The sequence below is a fragment of the Massilia sp. Dwa41.01b genome (genome assembly GCF_014171775.1).
Taxonomy (GTDB): Bacteria; Pseudomonadota; Gammaproteobacteria; order Burkholderiales; family Burkholderiaceae_D; genus Telluria.
The window spans coordinates 1,561,299-1,584,609 of sequence record NZ_CP050454.1; the positions used below are offsets into that span (position 1 = coordinate 1,561,299).

General features: G+C 64.8%; 21 protein-coding genes and 1 pseudogene. 19 read left to right on the plus strand and 3 right to left on the minus strand.

Annotation, left to right across the window (positions count from 1 at the left end):
• Nucleotides 1-97: 97 nt before the first annotated feature.
• From ugpQ to G4G28_RS07130, 8 genes are all read left to right on the plus strand, one after another.
• Nucleotides 98-853: a glycerophosphodiester phosphodiesterase gene (gene ugpQ, locus G4G28_RS07095; RefSeq protein ID WP_183108183.1), complete on the plus strand. Its 756-nt coding sequence runs from the start codon at nucleotides 98-100 to the stop codon at nucleotides 851-853.
• Between the two features lie 218 nt (nucleotides 854-1,071).
• Complete coding sequence (gene alaS, locus G4G28_RS07100) at nucleotides 1,072-3,681, plus strand: alanine--tRNA ligase (RefSeq protein ID WP_182991419.1); 2,610 nt, start codon at nucleotides 1,072-1,074, stop codon at nucleotides 3,679-3,681.
• A 218-nt stretch (nucleotides 3,682-3,899) separates the two neighbouring features.
• Entirely contained in the window at nucleotides 3,900-4,832 is a 933-nt protein-coding gene (locus G4G28_RS07105; RefSeq protein ID WP_229425514.1) for an OmpA family protein, read from the plus strand.
• Between the two features lie 228 nt (nucleotides 4,833-5,060).
• Entirely contained in the window at nucleotides 5,061-5,318 is a 258-nt protein-coding gene (locus G4G28_RS07110) for a sulfurtransferase TusA family protein (RefSeq protein ID WP_182991421.1), read from the plus strand.
• A gap of 302 nt (nucleotides 5,319-5,620) precedes the next feature.
• On the plus strand, nucleotides 5,621-6,370 hold the full coding sequence (locus G4G28_RS07115) for an electron transfer flavoprotein subunit beta/FixA family protein (protein ID WP_182991422.1): 750 nt from the start codon (nucleotides 5,621-5,623) through the stop codon (nucleotides 6,368-6,370).
• Between the two features lie 39 nt (nucleotides 6,371-6,409).
• Entirely contained in the window at nucleotides 6,410-7,342 is a 933-nt protein-coding gene (locus G4G28_RS07120) for an electron transfer flavoprotein subunit alpha/FixB family protein (protein ID WP_182991423.1), read from the plus strand.
• Between the two features lie 330 nt (nucleotides 7,343-7,672).
• Entirely contained in the window at nucleotides 7,673-9,463 is a 1,791-nt protein-coding gene (locus tag G4G28_RS07125; protein WP_183108184.1) for an acyl-CoA dehydrogenase, read from the plus strand.
• A 163-nt stretch (nucleotides 9,464-9,626) separates the two neighbouring features.
• The gene (locus G4G28_RS07130) at nucleotides 9,627-10,421 is read left to right on the plus strand and encodes a hypothetical protein (RefSeq protein ID WP_182991425.1); all 795 of its coding nucleotides are present in this window, start codon (nucleotides 9,627-9,629) and stop codon (nucleotides 10,419-10,421) included.
• Nucleotides 10,422-10,450: 29 nt separating this feature from the next.
• Here the strand turns inward: G4G28_RS07130 and G4G28_RS07135 are convergent, their stop codons facing one another.
• The gene (locus G4G28_RS07135) at nucleotides 10,451-10,861 is read right to left on the minus strand and encodes an NINE protein (protein ID WP_182991426.1); all 411 of its coding nucleotides are present in this window, start codon (nucleotides 10,859-10,861) and stop codon (nucleotides 10,451-10,453) included.
• Between the two features lie 280 nt (nucleotides 10,862-11,141).
• On the opposite strand from G4G28_RS07135, the gene rpsP reads away from it, so the two are divergent.
• The 11 genes from rpsP (at nucleotide 11,142) to G4G28_RS07185 (ending at nucleotide 20,141) form a co-directional block, all read left to right on the plus strand.
• Complete coding sequence (rpsP, locus tag G4G28_RS07140) at nucleotides 11,142-11,390, plus strand: 30S ribosomal protein S16 (RefSeq protein ID WP_182991427.1); 249 nt, start codon at nucleotides 11,142-11,144, stop codon at nucleotides 11,388-11,390.
• 16 nt (nucleotides 11,391-11,406) lie between these two features.
• Nucleotides 11,407-11,964 (plus strand): ribosome maturation factor RimM, encoded by a 558-nt coding sequence (gene rimM / locus G4G28_RS07145; protein WP_182991428.1) that lies wholly within the window; start codon nucleotides 11,407-11,409, stop codon nucleotides 11,962-11,964.
• A gap of 26 nt (nucleotides 11,965-11,990) precedes the next feature.
• Complete coding sequence (trmD, locus tag G4G28_RS07150) at nucleotides 11,991-12,746, plus strand: tRNA (guanosine(37)-N1)-methyltransferase TrmD (RefSeq protein WP_182991429.1); 756 nt, start codon at nucleotides 11,991-11,993, stop codon at nucleotides 12,744-12,746.
• A gap of 121 nt (nucleotides 12,747-12,867) precedes the next feature.
• Complete coding sequence (gene rplS / locus G4G28_RS07155; protein WP_182991430.1) at nucleotides 12,868-13,254, plus strand: 50S ribosomal protein L19; 387 nt, start codon at nucleotides 12,868-12,870, stop codon at nucleotides 13,252-13,254.
• 74 nt (nucleotides 13,255-13,328) lie between these two features.
• Complete coding sequence (locus G4G28_RS07160) at nucleotides 13,329-14,015, plus strand: CoA pyrophosphatase (protein ID WP_182991431.1); 687 nt, start codon at nucleotides 13,329-13,331, stop codon at nucleotides 14,013-14,015.
• A 242-nt stretch (nucleotides 14,016-14,257) separates the two neighbouring features.
• Nucleotides 14,258-15,211, plus strand: coding sequence for a CobD/CbiB family protein (locus G4G28_RS07165; protein WP_182991432.1), 954 nt, complete (start codon nucleotides 14,258-14,260; stop codon nucleotides 15,209-15,211).
• A gap of 96 nt (nucleotides 15,212-15,307) precedes the next feature.
• Nucleotides 15,308-15,655 (plus strand): DUF3579 domain-containing protein, encoded by a 348-nt coding sequence (locus tag G4G28_RS07170; protein WP_182991433.1) that lies wholly within the window; start codon nucleotides 15,308-15,310, stop codon nucleotides 15,653-15,655.
• A gap of 138 nt (nucleotides 15,656-15,793) precedes the next feature.
• On the plus strand, nucleotides 15,794-16,243 hold the full coding sequence (locus G4G28_RS07175; protein WP_182991434.1) for a CBS domain-containing protein: 450 nt from the start codon (nucleotides 15,794-15,796) through the stop codon (nucleotides 16,241-16,243).
• Nucleotides 16,244-16,463: 220 nt separating this feature from the next.
• Complete coding sequence (locus G4G28_RS07180; protein WP_229507926.1) at nucleotides 16,464-18,758, plus strand: pitrilysin family protein; 2,295 nt, start codon at nucleotides 16,464-16,466, stop codon at nucleotides 18,756-18,758.
• 136 nt (nucleotides 18,759-18,894) lie between these two features.
• A complete protein-coding gene (locus G4G28_RS25370; RefSeq protein ID WP_229507927.1) occupies nucleotides 18,895-19,194 on the plus strand; it encodes a hypothetical protein in 300 nt (99 codons plus the stop codon).
• A gap of 140 nt (nucleotides 19,195-19,334) precedes the next feature.
• On the plus strand, nucleotides 19,335-20,141 hold the full coding sequence (locus tag G4G28_RS07185) for an SDR family oxidoreductase (RefSeq protein WP_183108185.1): 807 nt from the start codon (nucleotides 19,335-19,337) through the stop codon (nucleotides 20,139-20,141).
• A 64-nt stretch (nucleotides 20,142-20,205) separates the two neighbouring features.
• Here the strand turns inward: G4G28_RS07185 and G4G28_RS07190 are convergent, their stop codons facing one another.
• Nucleotides 20,206-21,534 (minus strand): tetratricopeptide repeat protein, encoded by a 1,329-nt coding sequence (locus G4G28_RS07190; RefSeq protein ID WP_182991437.1) that lies wholly within the window; start codon nucleotides 21,532-21,534, stop codon nucleotides 20,206-20,208.
• A 196-nt stretch (nucleotides 21,535-21,730) separates the two neighbouring features.
• Nucleotides 21,731-23,301 (minus strand): annotated as a pseudogene (locus tag G4G28_RS07195) (glycoside hydrolase family 3 N-terminal domain-containing protein).
• Between the last annotated feature and the right edge of the window lie 10 nt (nucleotides 23,302-23,311).

The following is a 23,311-nucleotide window of genomic DNA, read 5'->3' on the forward strand; positions in this document are numbered from 1 at the left end:
GGTATCCATTCCGGCTAGCAATTGGGCGGAGACCGCGCTAAGCTGACGCGATGCCCAAACCCTACCGATCCCTGTCGATGCAAGCGCCGGAGTCGCCATGAGCTGGCCTCATGCGCGGGTACTGGCCCACCGCGGCGGCGGCACGCTGGCGCCGGAAAACACGCTCGCTGGCCTGAAAGAGGGCATGCGGCGCGGCTTTCGTGCCATCGAATACGACATCATGCTGGCGCGCGACGGCGTGCCGGTGGTGATGCACGATCCCTACCTCGGGCGCACCGTGGCCGGTTCCGGCAACGTTTTCGACTACGACGCGGCCGAACTGGCGGCGCTGGACGCCGGCGGCTGGTTCGCGCGCGAGTACGAAGGCGAACCGGTGCCGCTTTTTGTTGAGTTCGCAGGATTCTGCAAGGCGCACGGGGTCTGGATGAACATGGAGATCAAGCCGGCGCCTGGCTATGACATCGAGACCGGTGGCACCGTGGCGCGCATCGCCGCGGCGCTGTTCGCCGACGAGATCGCGCGCGGCGAGATGGCGGCGGTGCCGCTCCTGTCGTCGTTCAGCCACCTGGCGCTCGAAGCGGCGCGCGAAGTAGCGCCCCAGGTGCCGCGTGCCTGCCTGATGAGCGAACTGCCGCCCGACTGGGAGCGCCGCGCGCAATCGGTCGAAGCGGTGGCCATCCACACCAACCACAAGCACCTGACGCCGCAACTGGCGCGCGAGGTGAGGGCGGCGGGGTATGGGTTGTTCTGTTACACGGTGAACGACCCGGAGCGGGCACGTGAACTACTTTCATGGGGCGTAGACGCGTTTTGTACAGACCGCATCGATTTGATCGGACCGGATTTCGCGTAGGGTAGGCGGCTCCACCCGCGAGGTGACGGACCACGCTGCCGCAATGCCGCCTACGCGTCCAGGCAGCTCCGGCATCCCGCGGTGCTGTTTCGGCCGGGGTTGAACGCGTAGGCGGCGCAGAAGTCGCGAACTTGCCGAGCAACGCGGGTATAGCCGCCTACCCTACGCTATAATCATTCTCTTTATATACGTACTGCTCTCTTTCCGCCCCGACCAACATGAAATCCTCCGAAATTCGCGAAAAGTTCCTCAAGTTCTTTGAGTCCAAGGGCCATACCATCGTACGGTCCAGCCCCCTCGTGCCGGGCAACGATCCGACCATGTTGTTGACCAACAGCGGAATGGTGCAGTTCAAGGACGTCTTCCTCGGCCTCGATTCGCGCCCGTACAAGCGCGCGACCTCCGTGCAGCGCTGTGTGCGCGCCGGCGGCAAGCACAACGACCTGGAAAACGTCGGCTACACCGCGCGCCACCACACCTTCTTCGAGATGCTGGGTAACTTCAGCTTCGGCGACTACTTCAAGCGCGACGCCATCAATTACTGCTGGGAGCTGCTGACCAAGGTCTACATGCTGCCCGCCGAGAAGCTGACCGTCACCGTCTACTTCGAAGACGACGAAGCCTACGACATCTGGGCCAACGAGATCGGCGTGCCGAAAGAGCGCATCATCCGCATCGGCGACAACAAGGGTGCGCGCTACGCCTCCGACAACTTCTGGCAGATGGCCGACACCGGCCCCTGCGGCCCGTGCACCGAAGTGTTCTACGACCACGGCGCCGACATCTGGGGCGGTCCTCCAGGCTCGGCCGAGGAAGACGGCGACCGCTTCATCGAGATCTGGAACCTCGTGTTCATGCAGTTCAACCGCGACGAATCCGGCGTGCTCACCCCGCTGCCGAAGCCGTCGATCGACACCGGCATGGGCATGGAGCGCCTGGCCGCCGTGCTGCAGCACGTGCACAGCAACTACGAGATCGACCTGTTCCAGAATCTGATCCGCGCCGCTGCACGTGAAACCGGCGCGACTGACCTGGAAAACAATTCGCTGAAGGTCATCGCCGACCACATCCGCGCGGCTTCCTTCATGATCGTCGACGGCATCATCCCGAGCAGCGAAGGCCATGGCTATGTCCTGCGCCGCATCATCCGCCGCGCGCTGCGCCACGGCCACAAGCTGGGCCAGACCCGTCCGTTCTTCTACAAGCTGGTCGACGACCTGAACCTTGAAATGGGCACGGCCTATCCGGAACTCGCGGACGCGAAAGACCGCGTGGCCCAGACCCTGAAGGCCGAGGAAGAGCGTTTCGGCGAGACGCTGGAAAACGGCATGAAGATCCTGGAAGCGCAGCTGGCCAAGGACGCGAAGAACCTCGACGGCGCCACCGCCTTCACCCTGTACGATACCTACGGCTTCCCGCTCGACCTGACCGCCGACATCTGCCGCGAACGCGGCGTGACGCTCGACGAAGCAGGCTTTGCCGAGGCGATGGAGCAGCAGAAGAAGACCGCGCGCGCCGCCGGCAAGTTCAAGATGGCGGCCAAGGTGGACTACGCGGGCGAGAAGACCAAGTTCGTCGGCTACGAGTCGCTGGTCCACAACACCCACGTGCTGGCGCTGTACTCGGAAGGCGTCTCCGTCCAGGAACTGAAAGCCGGCCAGGAAGGCATCGTCGTGCTCGACACCACGCCGTTCTACGCCGAATCCGGCGGCCAGGTCGGCGACCATGGCCTGCTGAAAACCGGCAGCGGCGAGTTTGAAGTCGAAGACACGCTCAAGATTCAGGCGGACGTGTTCGGCCACCACGGCGTGCTGCGTTCCGGCGCGCTGAAGGTCGGCGACACCGTGGACGCGCAGGTCGACCAGGCCAAGCGCGCGCGCACCATCCGCAACCACTCGGCAACCCACCTGATGCACAAGGCGCTGAAGGAAGTCCTCGGTAGCCACGTCCAGCAGAAAGGCTCGCTGGTCGATCCGGACAAGACCCGTTTCGACTTCAGCCACAATGCACCGGTGACCCAGGAGCAGATCGCCCAGGTCGAACTGATCGTGAACCGCGAGATCCTGGAAAACCACGCGACCCAGGCGCAGAACATGTCCTTCGACGACGCGGTGAAGCATGGCGCAATGGCCCTCTTTGGCGAAAAATACGGCGACGAAGTGCGCGTGCTCGACATCGGCTCCTCGAAAGAGCTGTGCGGCGGCGTGCACGTGACCCGCACCGGCGATATCGGCCTGTTCAAGATCGTGTCGGAAGGCGGCGTCGCTGCCGGCATCCGCCGTATCGAGGCGGTGACGGGCGAGGGTGCGCTGGCATGGGTGCAGGCGACCAATGCACGCCTGCTGGCTGCGGCCGCTGCGCTGAAAACCGGTCCGGACGAACTGCCGAACCGCATCGGCCAGGTGCAGGAGCAGGTGAAGTCGCTGGAAAAGGAAGTGGCGGCATTGAAGTCCAAGCTGGCCGCCGGCCAGGGCGACGAGTTGCTGAGCCAGGCGGTCGACGTGAACGGCATCAAGGTGCTGGCCGCGACGATGGAAGGCGCCGACGTGACGGCCCTGCGCGAGACCATGGACAAGCTGAAGGACAAGCTGGGCACCGCGGCCATCGTGCTGGCGAGCGTGCTCGAGGGTAAGGTCAGCCTGATCGCGGGCGTCACCAAGGACGCCACCGGTAAAGTGAAAGCCGGCGAGCTCGTCAATTTCGTTGCCCAGCAGGTGGGTGGCAAGGGCGGCGGCCGTCCGGACATGGCGCAAGCCGGCGGTACCGATCCGGCGGGCCTGCCTGGCGCGCTGGCCGGCGTGGCTGGCTGGGTGGGCGAGCGCGCCTGACCGTTTCAAGGCTTGTACGAGAAGCCGCCTGCGGGCGGCTTTTTTTCGTCCTTGCCGCGCGCACGATTGGCTTATGCACACGGGTTAGGCGTTGCGTCGTTGCAAATATGTACATAGAATGCCGCTGTTCAATCGATAACCCAAGGACGGACATGCGTATTCATCGACTTGCAGCACTGCTTCTCTGTATCGCAACGGCTTTGCCGGCCTGGGCTGCCATGCCGGCTGCCGATACCGTCAAGGGAGGCAAGGATCACCCCCTGCTGTCGCGCTTCGAGGGCGCGCGGATGATTGGCTACGAAGCCACCGAATTCGAAGAGGTCACGCTGCCGGCAGGCAAACGCTACTTCACCAAGGAGCGCAAACCGGCATTCGAGAAAACCCTGCAGCTCTCCGGCAGGTACACCCGCATCGCCTACCTGAACCCGCGCGAGCGTTCGTCGCTCGAAGTCATGCGCAATTACCAGAGCGCACTGGAAAAGGCCGGCCTGAAGATCGTGTTTGCCTGCGCCAAGGAAGCTTGCGGCGAGCGGATCAACGATTACTGGCACGACAAGCGCCTGGGTAACGGCTACCTGAAGGAGGTCGGCGCGGCGGGCACCTTCATCCACGCCAGCGAGCAGCGCTACATGGCGGCGGCAGGCACGCGCCCGGACGGCACGGCCGTGAACGTCGCGGTATGGGTGACGGGGCCGGTATTGAGCTACAACGGCGGCGCCTATGTCGAGATCGTCGAAGGCAAGGCCATGGAAAACGGCAAGGTTGCGGCCAACCTGAACGCGGCCGAGATGGCCAAGGGCATCGCCGACGAGGGCAAGGTTGCTATCTACGGGGTCTATTTCGACACCGGCAAGGCCGAGGTCAAGCCCGATTCGGCACCCGCGCTGGGCGAGATGGCCAAGATGCTGCAGCAGGACCCGAAGCTGAAGGTCTATATCGTCGGCCATACCGACAACCAGGGCGATGCCAACATGAACCTGGCACTGTCGCAGAAGCGCGCCGAGGCGGTGGTGAAGGCGCTTGCCGATGGCTACAAGATCGAGCCGCGGCGCCTGAGCGCGAAAGGGGCGGCCTCGTATGCGCCGGTGGCGTCGAACCGCAGCGACGCGGGGCGCCAGAAGAACCGGCGCGTCGAGCTGGTCGAGATGTAAGAACGGGCGGTGGCAGGCGCTGCCTGTCCCGCACCGCCTTTGCACCACCCGCGTGCAGCGATGCGCCGCCAACGGGCGCATTCGCTGCGACTCAGCAATATCTCTCCGAACTTTTCCTATTTTTTGGTTGCAAAATTGCAACAGGATATGACTATTTTGGTGCGCCGCGTCATAATCCGCAAATAGGAGTAGTATGCATCCAGAATCACCCACCTTAGCAGGCATGCGATGAGCGACACCATTCTCGAAACCGATACGATTCACTTCCAGAAGGACCTGGACGCGCGCGGCCTGAACTGCCCGCTGCCCATCCTGAAGGCCAAGAAGGCACTTGCTGAAATGGCTACCGGAGAAGTGCTGCGCATCACGGCCACCGACACCGGTTCCGTGCGCGACTTCCAGGCTTTTGCCAAGCAGACCGGCAATGCGCTGTTGTCGCACACGCAGAACAATGGCGAATTCGTCTTCCTGATGCGCCGCAAGTAAGGCTGGCAAGGCGGTAGCCTGCGCTGGCACCGTGGACCGGTCGCTGGAGCGGGCAAGCTAAGGTAGTGACGAGCACGTCTCGAAAGGTCGGCGGCAGGTACGGCCGCAAGTGCAGCGCGCGAGCCCATCTTTGGCAGGGACACTTTCCTGCAACCCCTTTATTCAATACACGTGCGATTTGGAAGCATCCCTCTAACCAAAAATCGCACGATCGTGCTTTAATTCAGCCTTGAAGCTGTTATCTCTTATAATCTGGCCTTTTAAGCCACAGTCTACCTCTTCAATTTTTCAAAGGCACACCTATGAAAGTCCTGGTACCCGTCAAACGCGTGGTCGACTATAACGTCAAGGTCCGCGTCAAGTCCGACGGCAGCGGCGTGGATATCGCCAACGTCAAGATGTCGATGAACCCGTTCGACGAAATCGCGCTCGAAGAAGCGACCCGTTTGAAGGAAGCCGGCAAGGTCACCGAGGTGGTGGCGGTGTCCATCGGCGTGCCGCAGTGCCAGGAAACCCTGCGCACCGGCATGGCGATCGGTGCCGACCGCGGCATCCTGGTCGAGACCACGGTCGAGACCGAGCCGCTGGCCGTGGCCAAGATCATGAAGGCGCTGGCCGACAAGGAACAGCCGCAGCTGATCATCCTCGGCAAGCAGGCGATCGACGACGATTCGAACCAGACCGGCCAGATGCTGGCTGCCCTGCTGGGCTGGCCACAGGCTACCTTCGCCTCGAAAGTCGTGCTGGAAGACGGTAAAGTGACCGTGACCCGTGAAGTCGACGGCGGCCTGGAAACCGTTGCCTTGAGCCTGCCGGCCATCGTCACCACCGACCTGCGCCTGAATGAGCCGCGCTACGTCACGCTGCCGAACATCATGAAGGCGAAGAAGAAGCCGCTCGAAACGATCAAGCCGGAAGACCTGGGCGTCGACGTTTCGCCGCGCCTGAAGACCCTGAAGGTCGTCGAGCCGGCCAAGCGCTCGGCCGGCATCAAGGTGCCGGACGTCGCCACGCTGGTGCAGAAGCTGCGCACCGAAGCCAAAGTCATCTGATCGCGGCCTCGCCGTCATCTCAAAAATATAGGAAACATCATGGTCGCATTAGTCATCGCTGAACACGACAATGGCTCCCTCAAGGGCGCAACCCACCACACCGTGACCGCGGCCGCCCAGTGCGGCGGCGAGGTCCACGTGCTGGTCGCCGGCTCGAATTGCGGCGCCGCCGCCGAAGCCGCCGCCCAGATCGCCGGCGTCTCGAAGGTGCTGGTCGCCGACGCGCCTTACTTCGCCGACGGCCTGGCCGAAAACGTGGCCGAGCAGATCCTGGCCGTTGCCGGTTCGTACTCGCACATCCTGGCTCCGGCGACCGCCTTCGGCAAGAACATCCTGCCGCGCGTGGCCGCCAGGCTGGACGTGGCCCAGATCTCGGAAATCACCAAGGTCGATTCGCCCGACACCTTCGAGCGTCCGATCTACGCCGGCAACGCGATTGCTACCGTGCAGTCGACGGATTCGGTCAAAGTCATCACCGTGCGCGGCACGGGTTTTGACGCCGCCCCGGCAAGCGGCGGTTCGGCTGCTGTCGAAAACGTCGCCGCCGCCGCGGACTTCGGCAAGTCGGCTTTCGTCGGCCGCGAGCTGGCCAAGTCGGACCGTCCGGAACTGACGGCAGCAAAAATCATCGTCTCCGGTGGTCGCGGCATGGGCTCGGGCGACAACTTCAAGCTGCTCGAACCGCTGGCCGACAAGCTGGGCGCCGCCATGGGCGCTTCGCGCGCGGCAGTGGACGCCGGCTACGTGCCGAACGACTGGCAGGTCGGCCAGACCGGCAAGATCGTCGCACCGTCGCTGTACATCGCCGTCGGCATCTCGGGCGCGATCCAGCACTTGGCCGGCATGAAGGACTCGAAGACCATCGTCGCCATCAACAAGGATCCGGAAGCGCCGATTTTCTCGGTGGCCGACTACGGCCTGGTGGGTGACCTGTTCGAAGTCATCCCGCAACTGGTGCAGGAACTGGGCTAAGGGGGGAACCCCGATAAACCTGCTGCGCGTCGAATTGGCGTCCTGCGATGCTCCGCACCGGCGGGCCGGCTGTACTTCCGTGCAGCTGCGCTTCTCGAACGCCACTCCTTGCGCTCGCTACGGTTTCTCGGGGGCCCTTTAAGTAACGTAGGGTGGGCTCTCGAGCCCACGCTGTTTATCCGTCGCGACCGAATGCCGGTACGATGATTGATCCGCACGTAGACCGCGTGGGCATCAATGCCCACCCTACCAAAGACACACAGGCCACGCTGGTCCGGCATTCGCCTGGCTACCGTGGCCTGTTTCACATCCAATACTGAGGAGAGACTCGTGAGCTACCAAGCCCCGATCAAAGACATGCTGTTCGTGCTGAACGAACTGGCGAACCTGGAACAGGTCAGCCAGCTGCCAGGCTGCGAAGACGCGACCCGCGACACCGTCGAAGCCGTGCTGGAAGAGAACGCGAAATTCTGCGGCGAAGTCGTTGCGCCCCTGAACGGCCCGAGCGACAAGGAACCGAGCTTCTGGCACGACGGCCAGGTCACGACGTCCGCCGGCTTCAAGGTGGCCTTCCAGGCCTTCGGCGAATCCGGCTGGCAGGGTATCCAGCATCCGCAACAGTTCGGCGGCCAGGGCTTGCCGAAACTGGTCGGCACCCCATGCACCGAGATGCTCAATGCGGCATCGATCTCGTTCGCGCTGGTGGCCCTGCTGACCGACGGCGCCATCGAGGCGTTGCTCACAGCTGGTTCCGACGAGCAGAAGGCACGCTTCCTCGAGCCGCTCATCTCCGGCAAGTGGACCGGCACCATGAACCTGACCGAGCCGCAGGCCGGTTCCGACCTGGCTGCCGTGCGCACCCGCGCCGTGCCGCAGGGCGATGGCACCTACAAGATCTTCGGCACCAAGATCTACATCACCTACGGCGAACACGACATGGCCGAGAACATCATCCACCTGGTGCTGGCCCGTACGCCGGACGCGCCGGCTGGCGTGAAGGGGATCTCGCTGTTCATCGTGCCGAAGTTCATGATCAACGAAGACGGTTCGCTGGGCGAGCGCAACGACGCCCACTGCGTCTCGATCGAACACAAGCTGGGCATCAAGGCCAGCCCGACCGCCGTGCTGCAGTTCGGCGACAACGGCGGCGCCATCGGCACCCTGGTCGGCGAAGAAAACCGCGGCCTGGAATACATGTTCATCATGATGAACGCGGCCCGCTTCGGCGTCGGCATGCAGGGCATTGGCCTGGCCGAGCGTGCCTACCAGCAGGCGGTCGCGTTCGCGAAAGAGCGCATCCAGTCGCGCGACCTCGCTGGCTCCGCCGGCCCGGTGGCCATCATCAACCATCCGGACGTGCGCCGCATGCTGATGTCGATGCGCGCCCAGACGGAAGCGGCGCGCGCGCTGGCGTATGTCGGCGCCGGCATCTCGGACGTGGCCCACTACCACGCCGACGAAGCCACCCGCAAGGCCAACCTGGCCGTCTACGAATACCTGGTCCCGGTCATCAAGGGCTGGTCCACCGAGATGAGCGAGAACGTCACCCGTGACGGCGTGCAGGTTCACGGCGGCATGGGCTTCATCGAGGAAACCGGCGCGGCCCAGCACTACCGCGATGCCAAGATCCTGACCATCTACGAAGGCACGACCGCGATCCAGGCGAATGACCTGGTCGGCCGCAAGACCGTGCGCGACGGCGGCGCAACCGCCAAATCGATCATCGGTCAGGTGCGCGAGACGCAGGCGGCACTGGCCGAGCAGCAGGGCGCGGATTTCGCCGCCATCGGCCGCCAGCTGGCGCTCGGCAGCACGGCCCTGGAAGAGGTGGTCGACTTCGTCGTCGCCAACGTCAAGTCGGACATCAAGGGCGTGTTCGCCGGTTCCGTGCTGTACCTGAAGCTGGCCGGCATCGTGCTGGGCGGCTGGCAGATGGCGCGCGCGGCCCTGGTCGCGCAGAAGAAACTCGATGCGGGAGAGGGCGATGCCGGCTTCCTGCGCGCGAAGATTGCCACCGCGCGCTTCTTCGCCGACCACATCCTGTCCGGCGCGAGCGGCCTGCGTTCGGCCATCGTCGAAGGCAGCGCCGGCGTGCTGGCGCTGGACGTCGAGCAGTTCTGAGCGGGCAGAGGCTGCGGCCTCTTTGCCTGACCAGCGGCCTGCGGGCCGCTTTTTTTGCGCCCGCCATCCGGATTTTTACGGTTTGCTGAGCTTGATTTCGGATAAACGAAGCATTACGGCCGCGTTCGTAGACTGGCTCCACCATTTACTTCCGGAGCCCTACATGCCATTCCTGACAGCGCGCACCCTGCGTGTCCCGGCCCTGGCCATCTCGTCCCTGCTGTTGCTCGCCTCCTGTGGCGGCGGCGACGATGCTGGCCCGGGACAGGTTGCCACCGATCCGCAACCACCCAAGCCCGATCCCAATCCGCCGCCGACCAATCCGCCACCGACGAATCCGCCACCGACCAATCCACCACCGACGAATCCACCACCGGCCGATCCGCCGCCGACCTTGCCGCCGGCAGATCCGCCGCCGGTCAATCCGCCGCCACCACCACCGCCACCGCCGCCGCCGCCCACAGTGGTGCTGGCCGACAGCTATACCGACCTGGTCGCCGGCACCATCGGCAGCCAGCCGAACTGGCCTGCATGGGTGGGAACGGGGCGTCCGGTCGGGGGCGTCGGCTGCCTGATCAACGAGGATTACCACCTGCATTCGCTGGTGTCGATCTACCGCAATGGCCTGCGTCTCGGCTTGCCTGACAACATCGGGCGCAGCGGCTGTGCCTACGAGCTGCATACCCACGACGTGACGGGGGTGGTGCACATCGAAACCGACGTGCCCAAGAAATTCACGCTGGGGCAGTTCTTCGGGCTATGGAACCAGACGCTCGGTGCCAACGGCGCCGCCGGCTTGCCCGGGCCGATTCGCTACTACCTGATCGAGAACGAGAAGCTGACGCCGTTTACCGGCGACCCGGCCGGGCTGGAACTGATGGCGCACCGCGAGATCGTCATCATCAGCGGCACGCCGCCGTCGGTGTTGCCGAAGTATCGCTGGCCGAGCGGCCTGTGAGGGAGGGAAGGGGGACGCCGTGCCGCTGGTCAGCCGTAGGCGCCGCCCGTGTACATCAGGTCGAAGGTGCGCGCGATCGTGGCAATCAACACGGTCGCGCCCACCATCAGGGTCGCCACCAGCAGCAGCGCCAGGATCCAGTTCGAGCGCGAATGGCTGCCGCCGGCGGCATTGAAGCGCGCGTCCCACTTGTCGTCCGGGGTCAGGCCGATGGCCAGGGCGGCAATGCAGCCGGCAATGCAGGACACCAGCAAGGGCAGCAGCGCATAGAAGGGATGGGCGCCATCGACGTTGCTGAAGATGAGTCCGCTAATGGGAATGCTGCTCACGTGCAGCAGGCCAAGGCGGTCGACGCCCCCGTGCAGGTAAAAGCGGTGCGCGCCGACCGTGCCCAGGAGCAGTGCCAATGCGGTCGCGAACGTCTTGTTCTTGTGTGCCATGCAGTAATTTAGTGACGGAATGTGTTACGTGAAACCGCAAGTATCGTTCAAGAAGGTAACAAAAGCATCACTTTTTATGTAAATGCAATGTATCAACATGCAGCACTCGGCAGGGCGCGCCGCCGCGGGTAGCGGTAGCGCCGAAAATCAGGGATAATGCGCAATTCCGCCGGGACTGCGCGCCTGTCGTTACCTCGTTATCATTAACGCTTGCTGCTGCGCGGCATTGCGCGCTATAATCGTCGGCTTTCTCCGTCCAGTACAACTTTTTGGAATTATTATGGTCGTTATCCGTTTGGCTCGTGGCGGCGCAAAAAAGCGCCCGTTCTTCAACATCGTTGCAACCGATTCGCGTAACCGTCGCGATGGCCGTTTCATCGAGCGCATCGGCTTCTACAACCCGATGGCTTCCGGCGCCGAAGTCGGCCTGAAGATCACCGCGGACCGTCTGGCCTACTGGCAAGGCGTTGGCGCACAACTGTCGCCAACCGTCGCTCGCCTGGTTGCTCAGCAGACCCCGGCTGCCTAAGTAAGGTTTTCCTGGTTTGTCCGATTCAGCAGTTGCACAAGGGGCGCAGGCCCCCGACGACCTGACCCAGGTCGGGTATGTGTCCGGTGCCTATGGCATTACCGGCGGTATCCGCGTCACGCCGTTTTCGACGGATGCGGATGCGCTGCTGAGCGTGAAGACCTGGTGGCTCGACAAGCCGAGCCTGCGCTGCGTCACCGTACGCACCGCGAAGATGCATGGCGGCGACGTGGTCGCCACCCTGGTCGGGATGAGTGACCGCAACCTGGCGGAGGCGCTGAAAGGCGCCGCCGTCCATGTGTCGCGCCGCGAGTTTCCCTCGCTTGAAGAAGACGAGTACTACTGGTCCGACCTGATTGGCCTCGATGCGGTCAACCTCGAGGGTGAAGCCCTCGGCAAGGTAACCGACATGATGAGCAATGGCGCGCAATCCATCCTGCGCATCGAGCCCGTCGCCGATCCGGAAAGCAGCGAAAAGGCGCCCGAGCGCCTCGTGCCGTTTGTGGATCAGTTCGTGAAGACCGTCGATCTCAAGCAGAAAAGAATTACCCTGGACTGGGGCCTGGATTATTAACCCGTCCACCCTGAAGCGAGGTCCCGATGCAGTTTGACGTCGTGAGCTTGTTTCCCGAGATGTTTGCCGCGTTGACGCAGTCGGGTGTGACCCGCCGCGCCTTCGAGCAGGAGCGCTGGGGCCTGACCCTGTGGAATCCACGCGATTTCACCCAGGATCGCCACCGCACCGTGGATGACCGCCCGTATGGCGGTGGCCCCGGGATGGTGATGCTGGCCCGCCCGCTCGAAGCGACGATCAACGCCGCCAAGGCACGCCAGGTTGAACTCGGCCTGCCGGCGCCGCGCGTGGTGTTCATGTCGCCGCAAGGCAAGCCGCTGACGCACGAACGTGTCATGGCGCTGAAAGACGAGCCCGGCCTGGTCGTCCTGTGCGGCCGCTACGAAGCGGTCGACCAGCGCTTGCTGGACCGCCTAGTCGATGAGGAAATTTCCCTTGGCGACTTCGTGCTTTCCGGCGGCGAGTTGCCGGCGATGGCCTTGATGGATGCCGTAGTGCGGCAATTGCCTGGTGTGCTGGGCGACGACGCCTCGGCGGTCGAAGACAGTTTCGTCAACGGCTTGCTCGATTCGCCGCATTACACCCGCCCGGAAGTGTACGAGGGCGTCGCGGTACCGCCGGTTCTACTGGGCGGCAACCACGCGGAAATTATCAAATGGCGCCGCCAGCGCATGCTGGAAGCGACATCGAAGAAGCGGCCCGAGCTGCTGGACAAGGCGCGTGCCGCCGGCCAGCTGAGCCCGGCCGATGAACAGTTTTTGGCCACGCTCCCTCCGGGGTAGCAGGCCGGAAAAATGCACCGTCAAGGTGCAAGACATGCGGGCATGTTGCCCTTGTGTTCAACCCCATCCTCTACTGGGCAACAAGTACAGCGCCAGCAAGATGGTTTTTGGAGTCATAAGAATGAATCTGATTCAACAACTCGAGCAGGAAGAAATCGCGCGCCTCGGCCGCAGCATTCCTGATTTCGCACCTGGCGACACCGTGATCGTCAATGTCAACGTCGTCGAAGGCAACCGCAAGCGCGCCCAGGCATACGAAGGCGTCGTCATCTCGCGTCGTAACCGTGGTCTGAACTCGAACTTCATCGTTCGCAAGATCTCGTCGGGCGAAGGCGTGGAACGTACGTTCCAGCTGTACTCCCCACTGATCGCTTCGATCGAAGTCAAGCGTCGCGGTGATGTCCGCCGTGCGAAGCTGTACTATCTGCGTGAGCGTTCGGGCAAATCGGCGCGTATCAAAGAAAAGCTGCCGCAGCGTCGCGTCGCGGCCGCTCCAGCCGCTGAGTAATAGCGTCTGCGGCAATAAAAAGGCATCCCTCGGGATGCCTTTTTTCGTTTTGAGTCATCATTTACGCTGGAGAAATGCTTGTGGCCAAGGTGAATTTCGACCCCTCGCACCTGCCGATCGATGCCGTTGCCGGCGAGCCGGCCATCGACGCAGACCTGCTTACCCCGAGCCGCTTGCGCGTCCGCTTTGCCAACGCGCGCCGCGCCTGGGAACCGGAAACAGGCGAGGAAACGCCATTCCAGCCTGGCCTGAAGCTGCGCCGCGCCGCGGTGCTGGTGCCGCTGGTGGCGCGTCCGGAAGGGCTCACCGTGCTGCTGACCCAGCGCACCGAACACCTGAGCAGCCATGGCGGCCAGATCAGCTTCCCGGGCGGCCGCGCCGAGGAGCTCGACTCCTCGCCAATCGAGACCGCCCTGCGCGAAACCGAGGAGGAAATCGGCCTGCACCGCCGCCACATCGAGATCCTCGGCGTGCTGCCCGAATACATTACGGCCAGTGCCTACCGCATCCGTCCGGTCGTCGCCCTGGTCATGCCGCCGTTTGATCTGCTCGCCGATCCGAACGAGGTCGCCGAGATCTTCGAGGTGCCGCTGGCCTTCCTGATGAGCGGTGCGCATCACCAGCGCATGTCCTTCGAATTGCCCGAGGGGGCAGGGCGGCGCAGCTTCTACGCCATGCCTTATGAAAAATTTTTCATCTGGGGGGCGACGGCCGGCATGCTACGCAACCTCTTCCATTTCTTGCGCGCCGGACACATCTAAGTACTCACCCAAAAATAAATGTGTTTTTGGCTTCCAGAACCGGCGCGTTGCTGCGTCGGTTCGCGCTTGCAGTGCTCGCACTGCGGCGCGCTCGCCGCCTTGCACCGCATCCAGTTCTGTTTGCCAAAATTCCCATTTATTTTCGGTCGAGTACTTACTTACGGGCCCGGATTTGATTATGGCGGGAAGCTGCGCTATCGTAGCGGGGCAGCTGGTATTGCCATAACAAAAGAAGGAATTGCATGACATTTTTATCGATTCTGTGCGCCCTGCTCATCGAGCAGTTGAAACCGCTGCGCGCAGATAACCAGGTCTACAGCGGCATCAAGACCCTGGCGATGCGCATCGAGGGCTGGTTCAATGCCGGCGAAGCGAAAAACGGCCGCATGGGCTGGTTCCTGATGATGGCATTGCTGGTGCTGCCCGTCGCCATCGTCCACTGGACCCTGGCCCGCTACCAGGTATTCCTCGTGTTTGCCCTGAACGTCGCCATCGTCTACCTGACGCTGGGCTTTCGCCACTACAGCCATTACTTCACGTCCATCCAGTTGGCCCTCAACAACGGCGACGAAGCCACCGCCCGTACCCTGCTGGCGGAATGGACCCGGCTCGACACGGTCGGCATGGACGCCGGCGAAATTGCCCGCATCGCCGTGGAAAAGTCGCTGATCACGACCCACCGTAGCGTGTTCGGCGTGTTCTTCTGGTTCCTCGTGGGCGGCCCGGCCTGCGCCGTGCTCTACCGCGTGTCCGAATACCTGGCCCGTGCCTGGAACGAGCCCGAGCATATGCGTAACGAAGCCTTCGGCCAGTTCGCCGCGAAAGCTTTCTACTGGATCGACTGGGTGCCGGTGCGCCTGACGGCGATTGCCTTTGCCGTGGTAGGCAATTTCGAGGATGCGATTTACGCCTGGCGCAATTTCGCCGACCGCTGGTCGGAAGAGTCGCGCGGCATCATCCTCGCTGCCGGCGGCGGCGCCATGGGTGTGCGCCTGGGCACCCCGTACGAGAATGCCCCGCAACTGCTGCCGGCCGACGCCGCCCTGGTCGACATGACCGATGCCGAAGCCGAGGTGCTGCCGGGCGAGGAGCCGAACCTGCGCGCCCTGCAAAGCACGGTGGGACTTGTCTGGCGTGCCCTGATATTATGGATGATCCTGTTGCTCCTCCTGTCGAGCGTGATGTGGCTCGGCTGAGCATGTCCGGACAGGCTTCGTCCCCAAGTCTTCTATAAGATATAATAGTGGGGTTGTCCTTCTCCACGTAGCATTCTTGTATCAGCAAGCAGCACTATGGCCGAGTTACCGCACACCGGGACCGAAACCGCCGCCGGCGAGTTCTTCATCCTGGGCCTCACGAATGCAGGCAGGCAGTTCCGTCCCAGCGACTGGGCGGAGCGCCTGTGCGGGGTCATGTCCTGCTTCCGGCCCGAAGGCAGCGGCGGGCGCAATGCCCACCTGCAGTTTTCTCCCTACGTACACCCGACCATGGTGAACGGCGTCAAGGCCGTTGTCGTCGACAAGACCCTGCAAAAAGCCGAACCGCTGGCCTACCACTTCGTCATCAATTTCGCCAAGGACAACGACCTGCAGTTGGTCGATGCCTGCTTTGTCGAGCTGCCGGGCGATAGCAAGGCGTAAGCGCTCCAAGTTCCCCACGCTGTTTGAGTCAGATTAAACTGCCTTGAAGTTCATGCACTAGCTTGGACTTGAGAGGGCGGAACGCTGTCGTCCCGCCCGCCAACCGTGCGCTGCGTTGCGCATCCAGGGGAAGGCATCATGAACATCGGCGACATCTGCACCGTCCAGACGATCAGCTGCACGCGCGACGAAACCGTGCAGGGCGTGGCGCTCCTGATGCGCAAGCACCATGTCGGTGACCTCGTCGTCGTCGACGGCAGCGACGGCGAAGCCACGCCGGTCGGCATCGTCACCGACCGCGACATCGTCGTCTCCGTCATCGCGCTCGGTCTCGACCCGGCCAGCCTGCTCGTCGGCGACATCATGAGCGACGACCTGCTCACCTGCCGCGAGGACGACGACGTCTACCAGACCATCGAACACATGCGCCTGCGCGGCATCCGCCGGGTGCCGGTCGTGAAGCGCAACGGCGGCCTGGCCGGCATCGTCAGCGCCGACGACCTGCTCGAGTTCCTCGCCGAAGAGATGGGCGACCTGTCGCGCATCAGCGGCAACCAGCAGGCGCACGAACGGCGCGCGCGTCACTGAACCGCGGCATACGCTCCAGGCAGGACCCACCTCGCGGCAACTTGCCTGGCAGCATCTGGCCGCGGGGTGCAGCGGCGGCGCAGGCACGTATGCCCGCTGCATCGATGCCTCTGTCGCAGCATCATCTTGAACAGCCATCTGTTACCATCGCGCTCTTGCAGCCTCTCGCGCCGCCCCCGGACCACGCGCGTCGGACCGACGCCCCACCTGACGGAATGACATGAATTTGACGAGTTTCAAGCAGCGCCTGCCCGCGCAACTGACCGCCGGCGCCCTGATCTTCCTCCTTGCCGGCGCCGCCGCGTCCGCGCCCCTGCCCAAGGGCGTGCAGCTCGGCGCCTCGGTCGAAGGGATCACCGAATACCGCCTGGCCAACGGCCTGAAGGTCCTGCTGTTTCCCGACAACTCGCGTCCGACCGTCACCGTGAACGTCACTTACCTGGTCGGCTCGCGCCACGAGAACTACGGCGAAACCGGCATGGCGCACCTGCTCGAGCACCTGCTGTTCAAGGGCGCGAAGAAGAACCCGGACATCACGCGCCAGTTCGCCGACCGCGGCATGGACTTCAACGGCACCACCTCGCTCGACCGCACCAACTACTACGAGGTGTTCCAGGCCGCGCCCGGCAACCTCGATTGGGCGCTGCAGATGGAAGCGGACCGCATGACCGGTTCCTTCATTGCCCAGAAAGACCTCGATTCCGAGATGACGGTCGTGCGCAACGAATTCGAGAGCGGCGAGAATTCGCCCACCGGCGTGCTGGCCAAGCGCATGCAGAGCGTGGCCTACGACTGGCACAGCTATGGCCGTTCGACCATCGGCAACCGCAGCGACATCGAGAACGTGCGCATCGCCAACCTGCAGGCCTTCTACCGCACCTATTACCAGCCGGACAACGCCGTGCTGCTGGTGGCCGGCAAGTTCGAGCCGAACGCGACCCTCGCGAAGATCAACCGCCTGTTCGGCGCGATTCCGAAGCCGAAGCGCCAGTTGCCGCAATTCTGGACGGTCGAGCCCACCCAGGACGGCGAGCGCAGCTTCGCGGTGCGGCGCCAGGGCGACGTCCAGATCGTCATGCTGGGTTACAAGGTGCCGTCCAGCCTGCACGACGACAGCGACGTGATGGCCTTCGCCTCCGCCATCCTGGGCGACGTGCCGACCGGGCGCCTGCACAAGAGCCTGGTCGAGACCGGCAAGGCGAGCCAGGTGTTCACGTTCGGCGAGACCGGCTACGCGCCCGGCCTGCAGTATGTCGGCGCCGTCGTGAAGAAGGGCGAGCCGCTCGAACCGGTGCGCGCCGCGCTGATCGAGGCCGTCGAGCACTTCGGCGACACGCCGCCGACGGAAGAGGAAATGGCGCGCATCCGCCGCACCTACGAAAACCAGCTCGACCGCAGCCTGAACGACCCGCAGCGGGTTGGCGTGGCGCTGTCCGAAACGATCGCGCTGGGCGACTGGCGCCTGTTCTTCACCGGCCGCGAACGCATCAAGACCATCAGCGCGCTCGAAGTGGCCGGCGTCGCCAAGCGCTACTTCCGGCGCGACAACCGCGTCACCGGCGTGTTCATCCCCGAGGACAGCCCGCTGCGCGCCGTGATCCCGCCGGCGCCGAGCGTGGAGAGCATCCTGAAGGACTTCAAGCCGCGCGAGTCCAAACTGGTGTCCGAGGATTTCGAGCCGACCCAGGCGAATATCCTGAAGCGCACCCAGCTGGCGACTGCCGGCGGCGTCAAGCTGGCGCTGCTGCCCAAGAAGAACCGTGGCGAGACCGTCACCGTCGACCTGCGCCAGCACATGGGCGACGAGAAGAACCTGTTCGGCAAGGGCGCCGTGCCCGAGCTGACCGCGGCGATGCTCGTGCGCGGCACCAGCCGCTACACGCGCGAACAGCTGGCCGACGAGTTCGAGCGCCTGCGCATTTCCGGCGGCCTGACCCATTTCCAGACCACGCGCGAACACCTGCCCGAGGCACTGCGCCTGGTGGCCCACGTGCTCAAGGAACCGGGCTTCCCGCAAGCCGAGTTCGAGCAGCTGCAGCGCCAGTCGCAGGTCGCGCTCGAGGCCAGCCGGGGCGAACCGCAATCGGTTGCCGCGCGCGCCCTGAACCGCCACTTCGACATCTACCCGAAGGGCGACGTGCGCCACGCGAACAGCATCGACGAAGACCTGGCCGAACTGCAGGCCGCGCGCCTGGACGAGCTGCGCGCCTACCACCGCGAATTCTACGGCAGCGTGCCGGCCGAGATGGCGGTGGTCGGCGACTTCGACCCGGCAGTGGTCACGCCGCTGGTCGAGGAGCTGTTCGGCAGCTGGAAGGCGGCCGCCAACGTGGCGCCGGTGCTGCGCGGCCATGCCGAGATCGCGCCGCTGGCGACCATGCTCGATACCCCGGACAAGGAGAACGGCTTCTACGCCGCGCGCCTGAACCTCGACCTGAACATCGACGACCCGGACTATCCGGCCCTGACCCGGCGAACTACATCTTCGGCGAAGGCGGCCTGCGCTCGCGCCTGATGGACCGCATCCGCCAGAAGGATGGCCTGTCCTACGGCGGCGGTTCGCAGCTCGACGCCGGCGACCTGGACCGGGCAGGGGCTTCGAGATCAGCGCCATCGCTGCACCGCAAAACCTGCGGCGCCTGGACGCGGCCGTGCGCGAGGAACTGGCGCGCGCCGTCACGGGCGGCTTCACCGCGGCCGAACTGGCGGGCGCCAAGTCGGGCCTGATGCAGCAACGCCAGCAGACCCGCGCCGACGACGCCGCCCTGGCCTCGGGCTGGACCTCTTACCTGTACCGCAACCGCACCTATGAATGGTCGCGCCAGTTCGAGGACAAGCTGATGGCGGTGACCCTGCCCCAGCTGAACGCGGCATGGCGCCGCGCCATCGACCCGAAGAAGCTGTCGGTCGTGATGGCCGGCGACGAGAAAAAGGCCAGGCCGGCGCCGTAAGCTGCACCCTGGAAGGCCGCAGCGGACCAAAAGCGCAACACTCCCGCGCTAGCAGCCCCGCCTGGATTGATGAAACCCCGGCTTCCCGGTAGAATGTTGCCTTTGGGCATCATTGTGGCAAGACCGCGGGAGCAGCAGGGATGAAGGGCAGGATCAAGCAGGAACCGAAGCAGGAAGCGAAAGAGGGCGGCTTGCCGTTTGCCGGCAAGGTGGCGATCGTCACCGGCGGGGCTGCGGGCATCGGCCGTGCCACGGCGCTGGCCTTCGGGCGTGCCGGCGCATGTGTCGTGGTGGCCGACGTGTCGGTCGACGGCGGCCATGCCACGGCCGCGATGATCGTCGAGAACGGCGGCAAGGCCTTGTTCGTGCAGGCGAACGTGACGCGCGCGGCCGATGTCGAAGCGCTGGTCGACAAGGCGGTGCACCATTACGGCCGCGTCGACTGCGCGGTGAATTCGGCGGCGCTGGAGGACGAGGGCGTGCCGCTGGTCGACATCGACGAAGCCGGGTTCGACCGCATCATGGACGTCAACGTCAAGGGCGTCTGGCTGTCGATGAAGTACCAGCTGCGCCAGATGAAAAAGCAGGGCGCCGGCACCATCGTCAACATGTCCTCGGCGCTGGGCCTGGTCGGTGCGCCGGGCATGGCCGCCTACGCGGCCAGCAAGCATGCGGTGGCGGGCCTGACCAAGAGCGCCGCGGCGGAATATGCCGGGGACGGCATCCGCGTCAATGCGCTGTGCCCGGGTGCGGTGCGTACGCCGATGCTGGCACGCGCCCTGAAGGCGGAGGCGGCAGCCGAGAAGAAGCTGCGCGAAGCGCACCCGATGGGCCGCTTTGCCGAGCCGGCCGAAATCGCCAACGCGGTGCTGTGGCTGTGCTCGGAACAATCCTCGTTCGTGACCGGCCACCAGCTGGCAGTCGATGGCGGCCTGACCGCGATCTGAGCTCGAGCGAATAAAAAAGCGGGCGGCGCCGGTGGCGCTCGCCCGCTTGTCGTTTGCGGCGCGGTTACTGCGTCGAAGCGGTAGCGGCCGCCGGCGCGGCTGCCGGTGCTGCGCCTGCAGCCGGCTGGCGCAGCAGCAGGATATGCATGCGTGCGATGTCGGACAGGCCGCCGCGTGCCTTGACGCTCTCGAAGGTCTTGATCGCGTCTTCCTTGTGGCCGGCCTTGGCCTGGGCCTGGCCGAGACGCAGCTTGGCCTCGTCAGGCTGCTTCAGGCCGCCCTTGGCGATACCCTGCTGGATCAAGCCGATGCCCTTGTCGGCCTGGCCCATGGTGGTGTAGGCCCAGCCCAGGTTGACCAGGCCGGCGCCGGTCTTGGCCTTGCTGGCCGAGGCTTCGCCGCTGGCGATGTTTTTCGCGTCGTCGGCCGCACCCTTGTTGGCGCGGCTGCGCAGGGCGTCGTGGGCCTTGGCGTTGGCACCCTTGCCCAGCACGCCGGCGGCATAGCCCGCGTCCAGCACGTTCTTCGCTTCGGTGGCGAACGTGTCGCGCAGGGCCAGCTCGGCCAGGTCCATGTACTCGCTCTCGTCCAGGGTCTTGATTGCTGCAAACTGCAGGCGGCGCAGGGGCAACGGGTTGTTCTGGTCGAAGCCCGGCTTGGACGTCACGCCCAGGCGGATCAGTTCGTCCCACCATTCATCGGCCGGGTAATAGGTGACCAGTTTCTGGGCCACGATTTCACGGGCAGCATTGTCCTTGGTCTCGCTGGCGGCGCTGCGCAGCAGTTTCAGGTCTTCCATGGTCGGCGTCTTGCCGGCCTTTTCGGTCTCTTCGATCACCTGCAGCAGCAGCGGTTTGGCGGCCGCGTAGTCCTTGTTCAGGTAGTAGGCGCGCGAGAGCATCAGGCGTGCCGTCGTCATGTCGGCGCCCATCGACTCGTAGCGCTTCAGGCTCTGGATGGCGCCCGCGTAGTTGGCCGCCTTGAACTGCATGTCGGCGAGGGTCAGCACCAGTTTCGGCTGCATTTCCTTCGGCTCGAAACCGGACTGGATGACCTGTTCGGACGTGGTTGCGAAGGCAGCGGTGTCGTTGGCAATCGAGGCCGAGACCATCTTCATGCGCGTGATGACATAGGTCTCGTAAGGCGTCTTGTTCGGCAGCGCATCGGCCTGGCCGAGGCGGGCGTTCAGCTCAGCCGTGTTCTTGGCGCTGATCAAAGGCTGCAATTGTGCCGGATCGAGCAGCTTGGCCAGCTCCGGACGCACGCTGTTCTTGGCAGCGGCAGCCGGCGCGTCGTTCTTTTGCGCATGCGCGCTCGTCATCAGGGCAGGCGCGCTGTTCAGGCCGACGGCAGCCAGCAGCAGGCAGAGGCGAGCGAGACGGAAATGGGACATGAAAGATCCTTCTAAAAAAATGAGCGGTGGATCCGCGGCAAAATGGCGAATTTGCCAATCTTGTGCAAACGCGCATTGTCCCATAAACCGGCGGGACCCTGCGCCGCAATTGTGCCGCAGGGACTACCGGGGCGGGCGTGGCGTTACATTGCGTTACCTGCCTTGACGGCAGGTAACTTGTCGTGGGCGCGCGGCCTCAGAAACCGGGAACCGGGCAACGTCCCTCGGCCTCAATCTCGCCCGCCAGCCAGGCGTTGACGGCGGCTAGCGCCGGTGCCGCGAAGCCATAGGTCATCAGGGCCGGCGCGTCGAAGTCGAGTGCCTGGTAGGGGTTCCACAGGGCCAGGTGCAGGTCAGGGCGCCAGGTCGCTTTCGCGTGCGGGCCGTAGCGGCGGCGCGAGGTCGAGGCCAGCACCGTGAAGCGGCCGTCCTGGGGCAGGGCGGCCCAGTCGAAGCTTTCCGCATCGGCAAACGTCACCAGCTCGACGTCGTAGAGCTGGCCGAGGGACGCGGCGATCTGCGCAGCAGGCACGCCGGCTTCCGAGACGCCGTCGCTGACCACGTCCTGGCGCGCCACCAGGCGCAGCCTGCTGCCCGCCGGCGGACGCACGACTTGCCCGCGTGCGCTCAGGGCGCGGCGCCATGCCCGCGCCATCAGGGCGCGGTCGGCGGCATCGGTGCTGTAGACCGGGGCCTCGTCGGCGCCGGGCGGCGCATCGGGCTCGGCCGCAAGGGCGCCCGTGCCGGCAGCGACGCCGGCGCTCGTGCCCGTGGTTGCACCTGCAGGATGGGCCGCCGCGAGCGCGCCCAGGCGTGCCAGCTTCTGCTGGACCTGCGCCATCGGCAGTTCGCCAGAGGCGATCGCGGCGGCAATCGCCGCGACCGTCTCTTCCTGCGTCTCGCGCGAGCCGATCGCCATCACCATGTCGGCGCCGGTCACCAGCGCGCGCACGGCGGCCTGGCCGGCGCCGTAGCGGTGCGCGATCGCATGCATGTCCATGCCGTCGGTGATGATCACGCCCTCGTAGCCCCAGCCGTCCCGCAGGATGCCGGTGAGGATGGGCTGCGACATCGTCGCCGGGTACTCGGCGTCGAGCGCCGGGTAGACGATGTGGGCGGTCATCATTGCCGGCGCCGGTTTTTCGCGCTGCGCGGCCATGCGGAAGGGGGCGAATTCGAAGCGTTCGAGTTCTTCGAGCGGCTTGTCGACGGTGGGCAGCGCGCGGTGCGAGTCGATGTGGGTGTCGCCGTGGCCGGGGAAGTGCTTGACGCAGCAGGCCACGCCCTCGGCCTCGCTGCCGTCCATCCAGGCCAGCGCGATGCGGGTCGCGGTTTCCGCGTCGGCACCGAAGGAGCGCTCGGCGATCACCGGGTTGTGCGGGTTGTTGTTCAGGTCCAGCACCGGCGCGAAGTTCCAGTTGAAGCCGAGCGAGCGCACCGCGCGCCACCCGCCGCGCCGACTTCGCGCGCGAGGTCCGGGTCGTTGGCGGCCCCAAGCGCCATCGCCGAGGGCGGCGCCGGCACCCAGGTCGAACGCACGACGGCGCCGCCTTCCTGGTCGAGCGCAATCAGGGCTTGCGGTCCCATCACGGCGCGCAGGGCGCCGGTGAAACGGGTCAGCTGGCTGGTATCGACCATGTTCTGGCGGAACAGGCAGGCGCCGCGCACCCGGTTTTGCGCCATGAAGGCGGCGGTGTCCTCGTCCAGTTCGGTGCCGAACAGGCGCACCATGATCAGCTGGCCGGCGAGTTGGTTCAGTTCTTCCATGCGCGTCTTC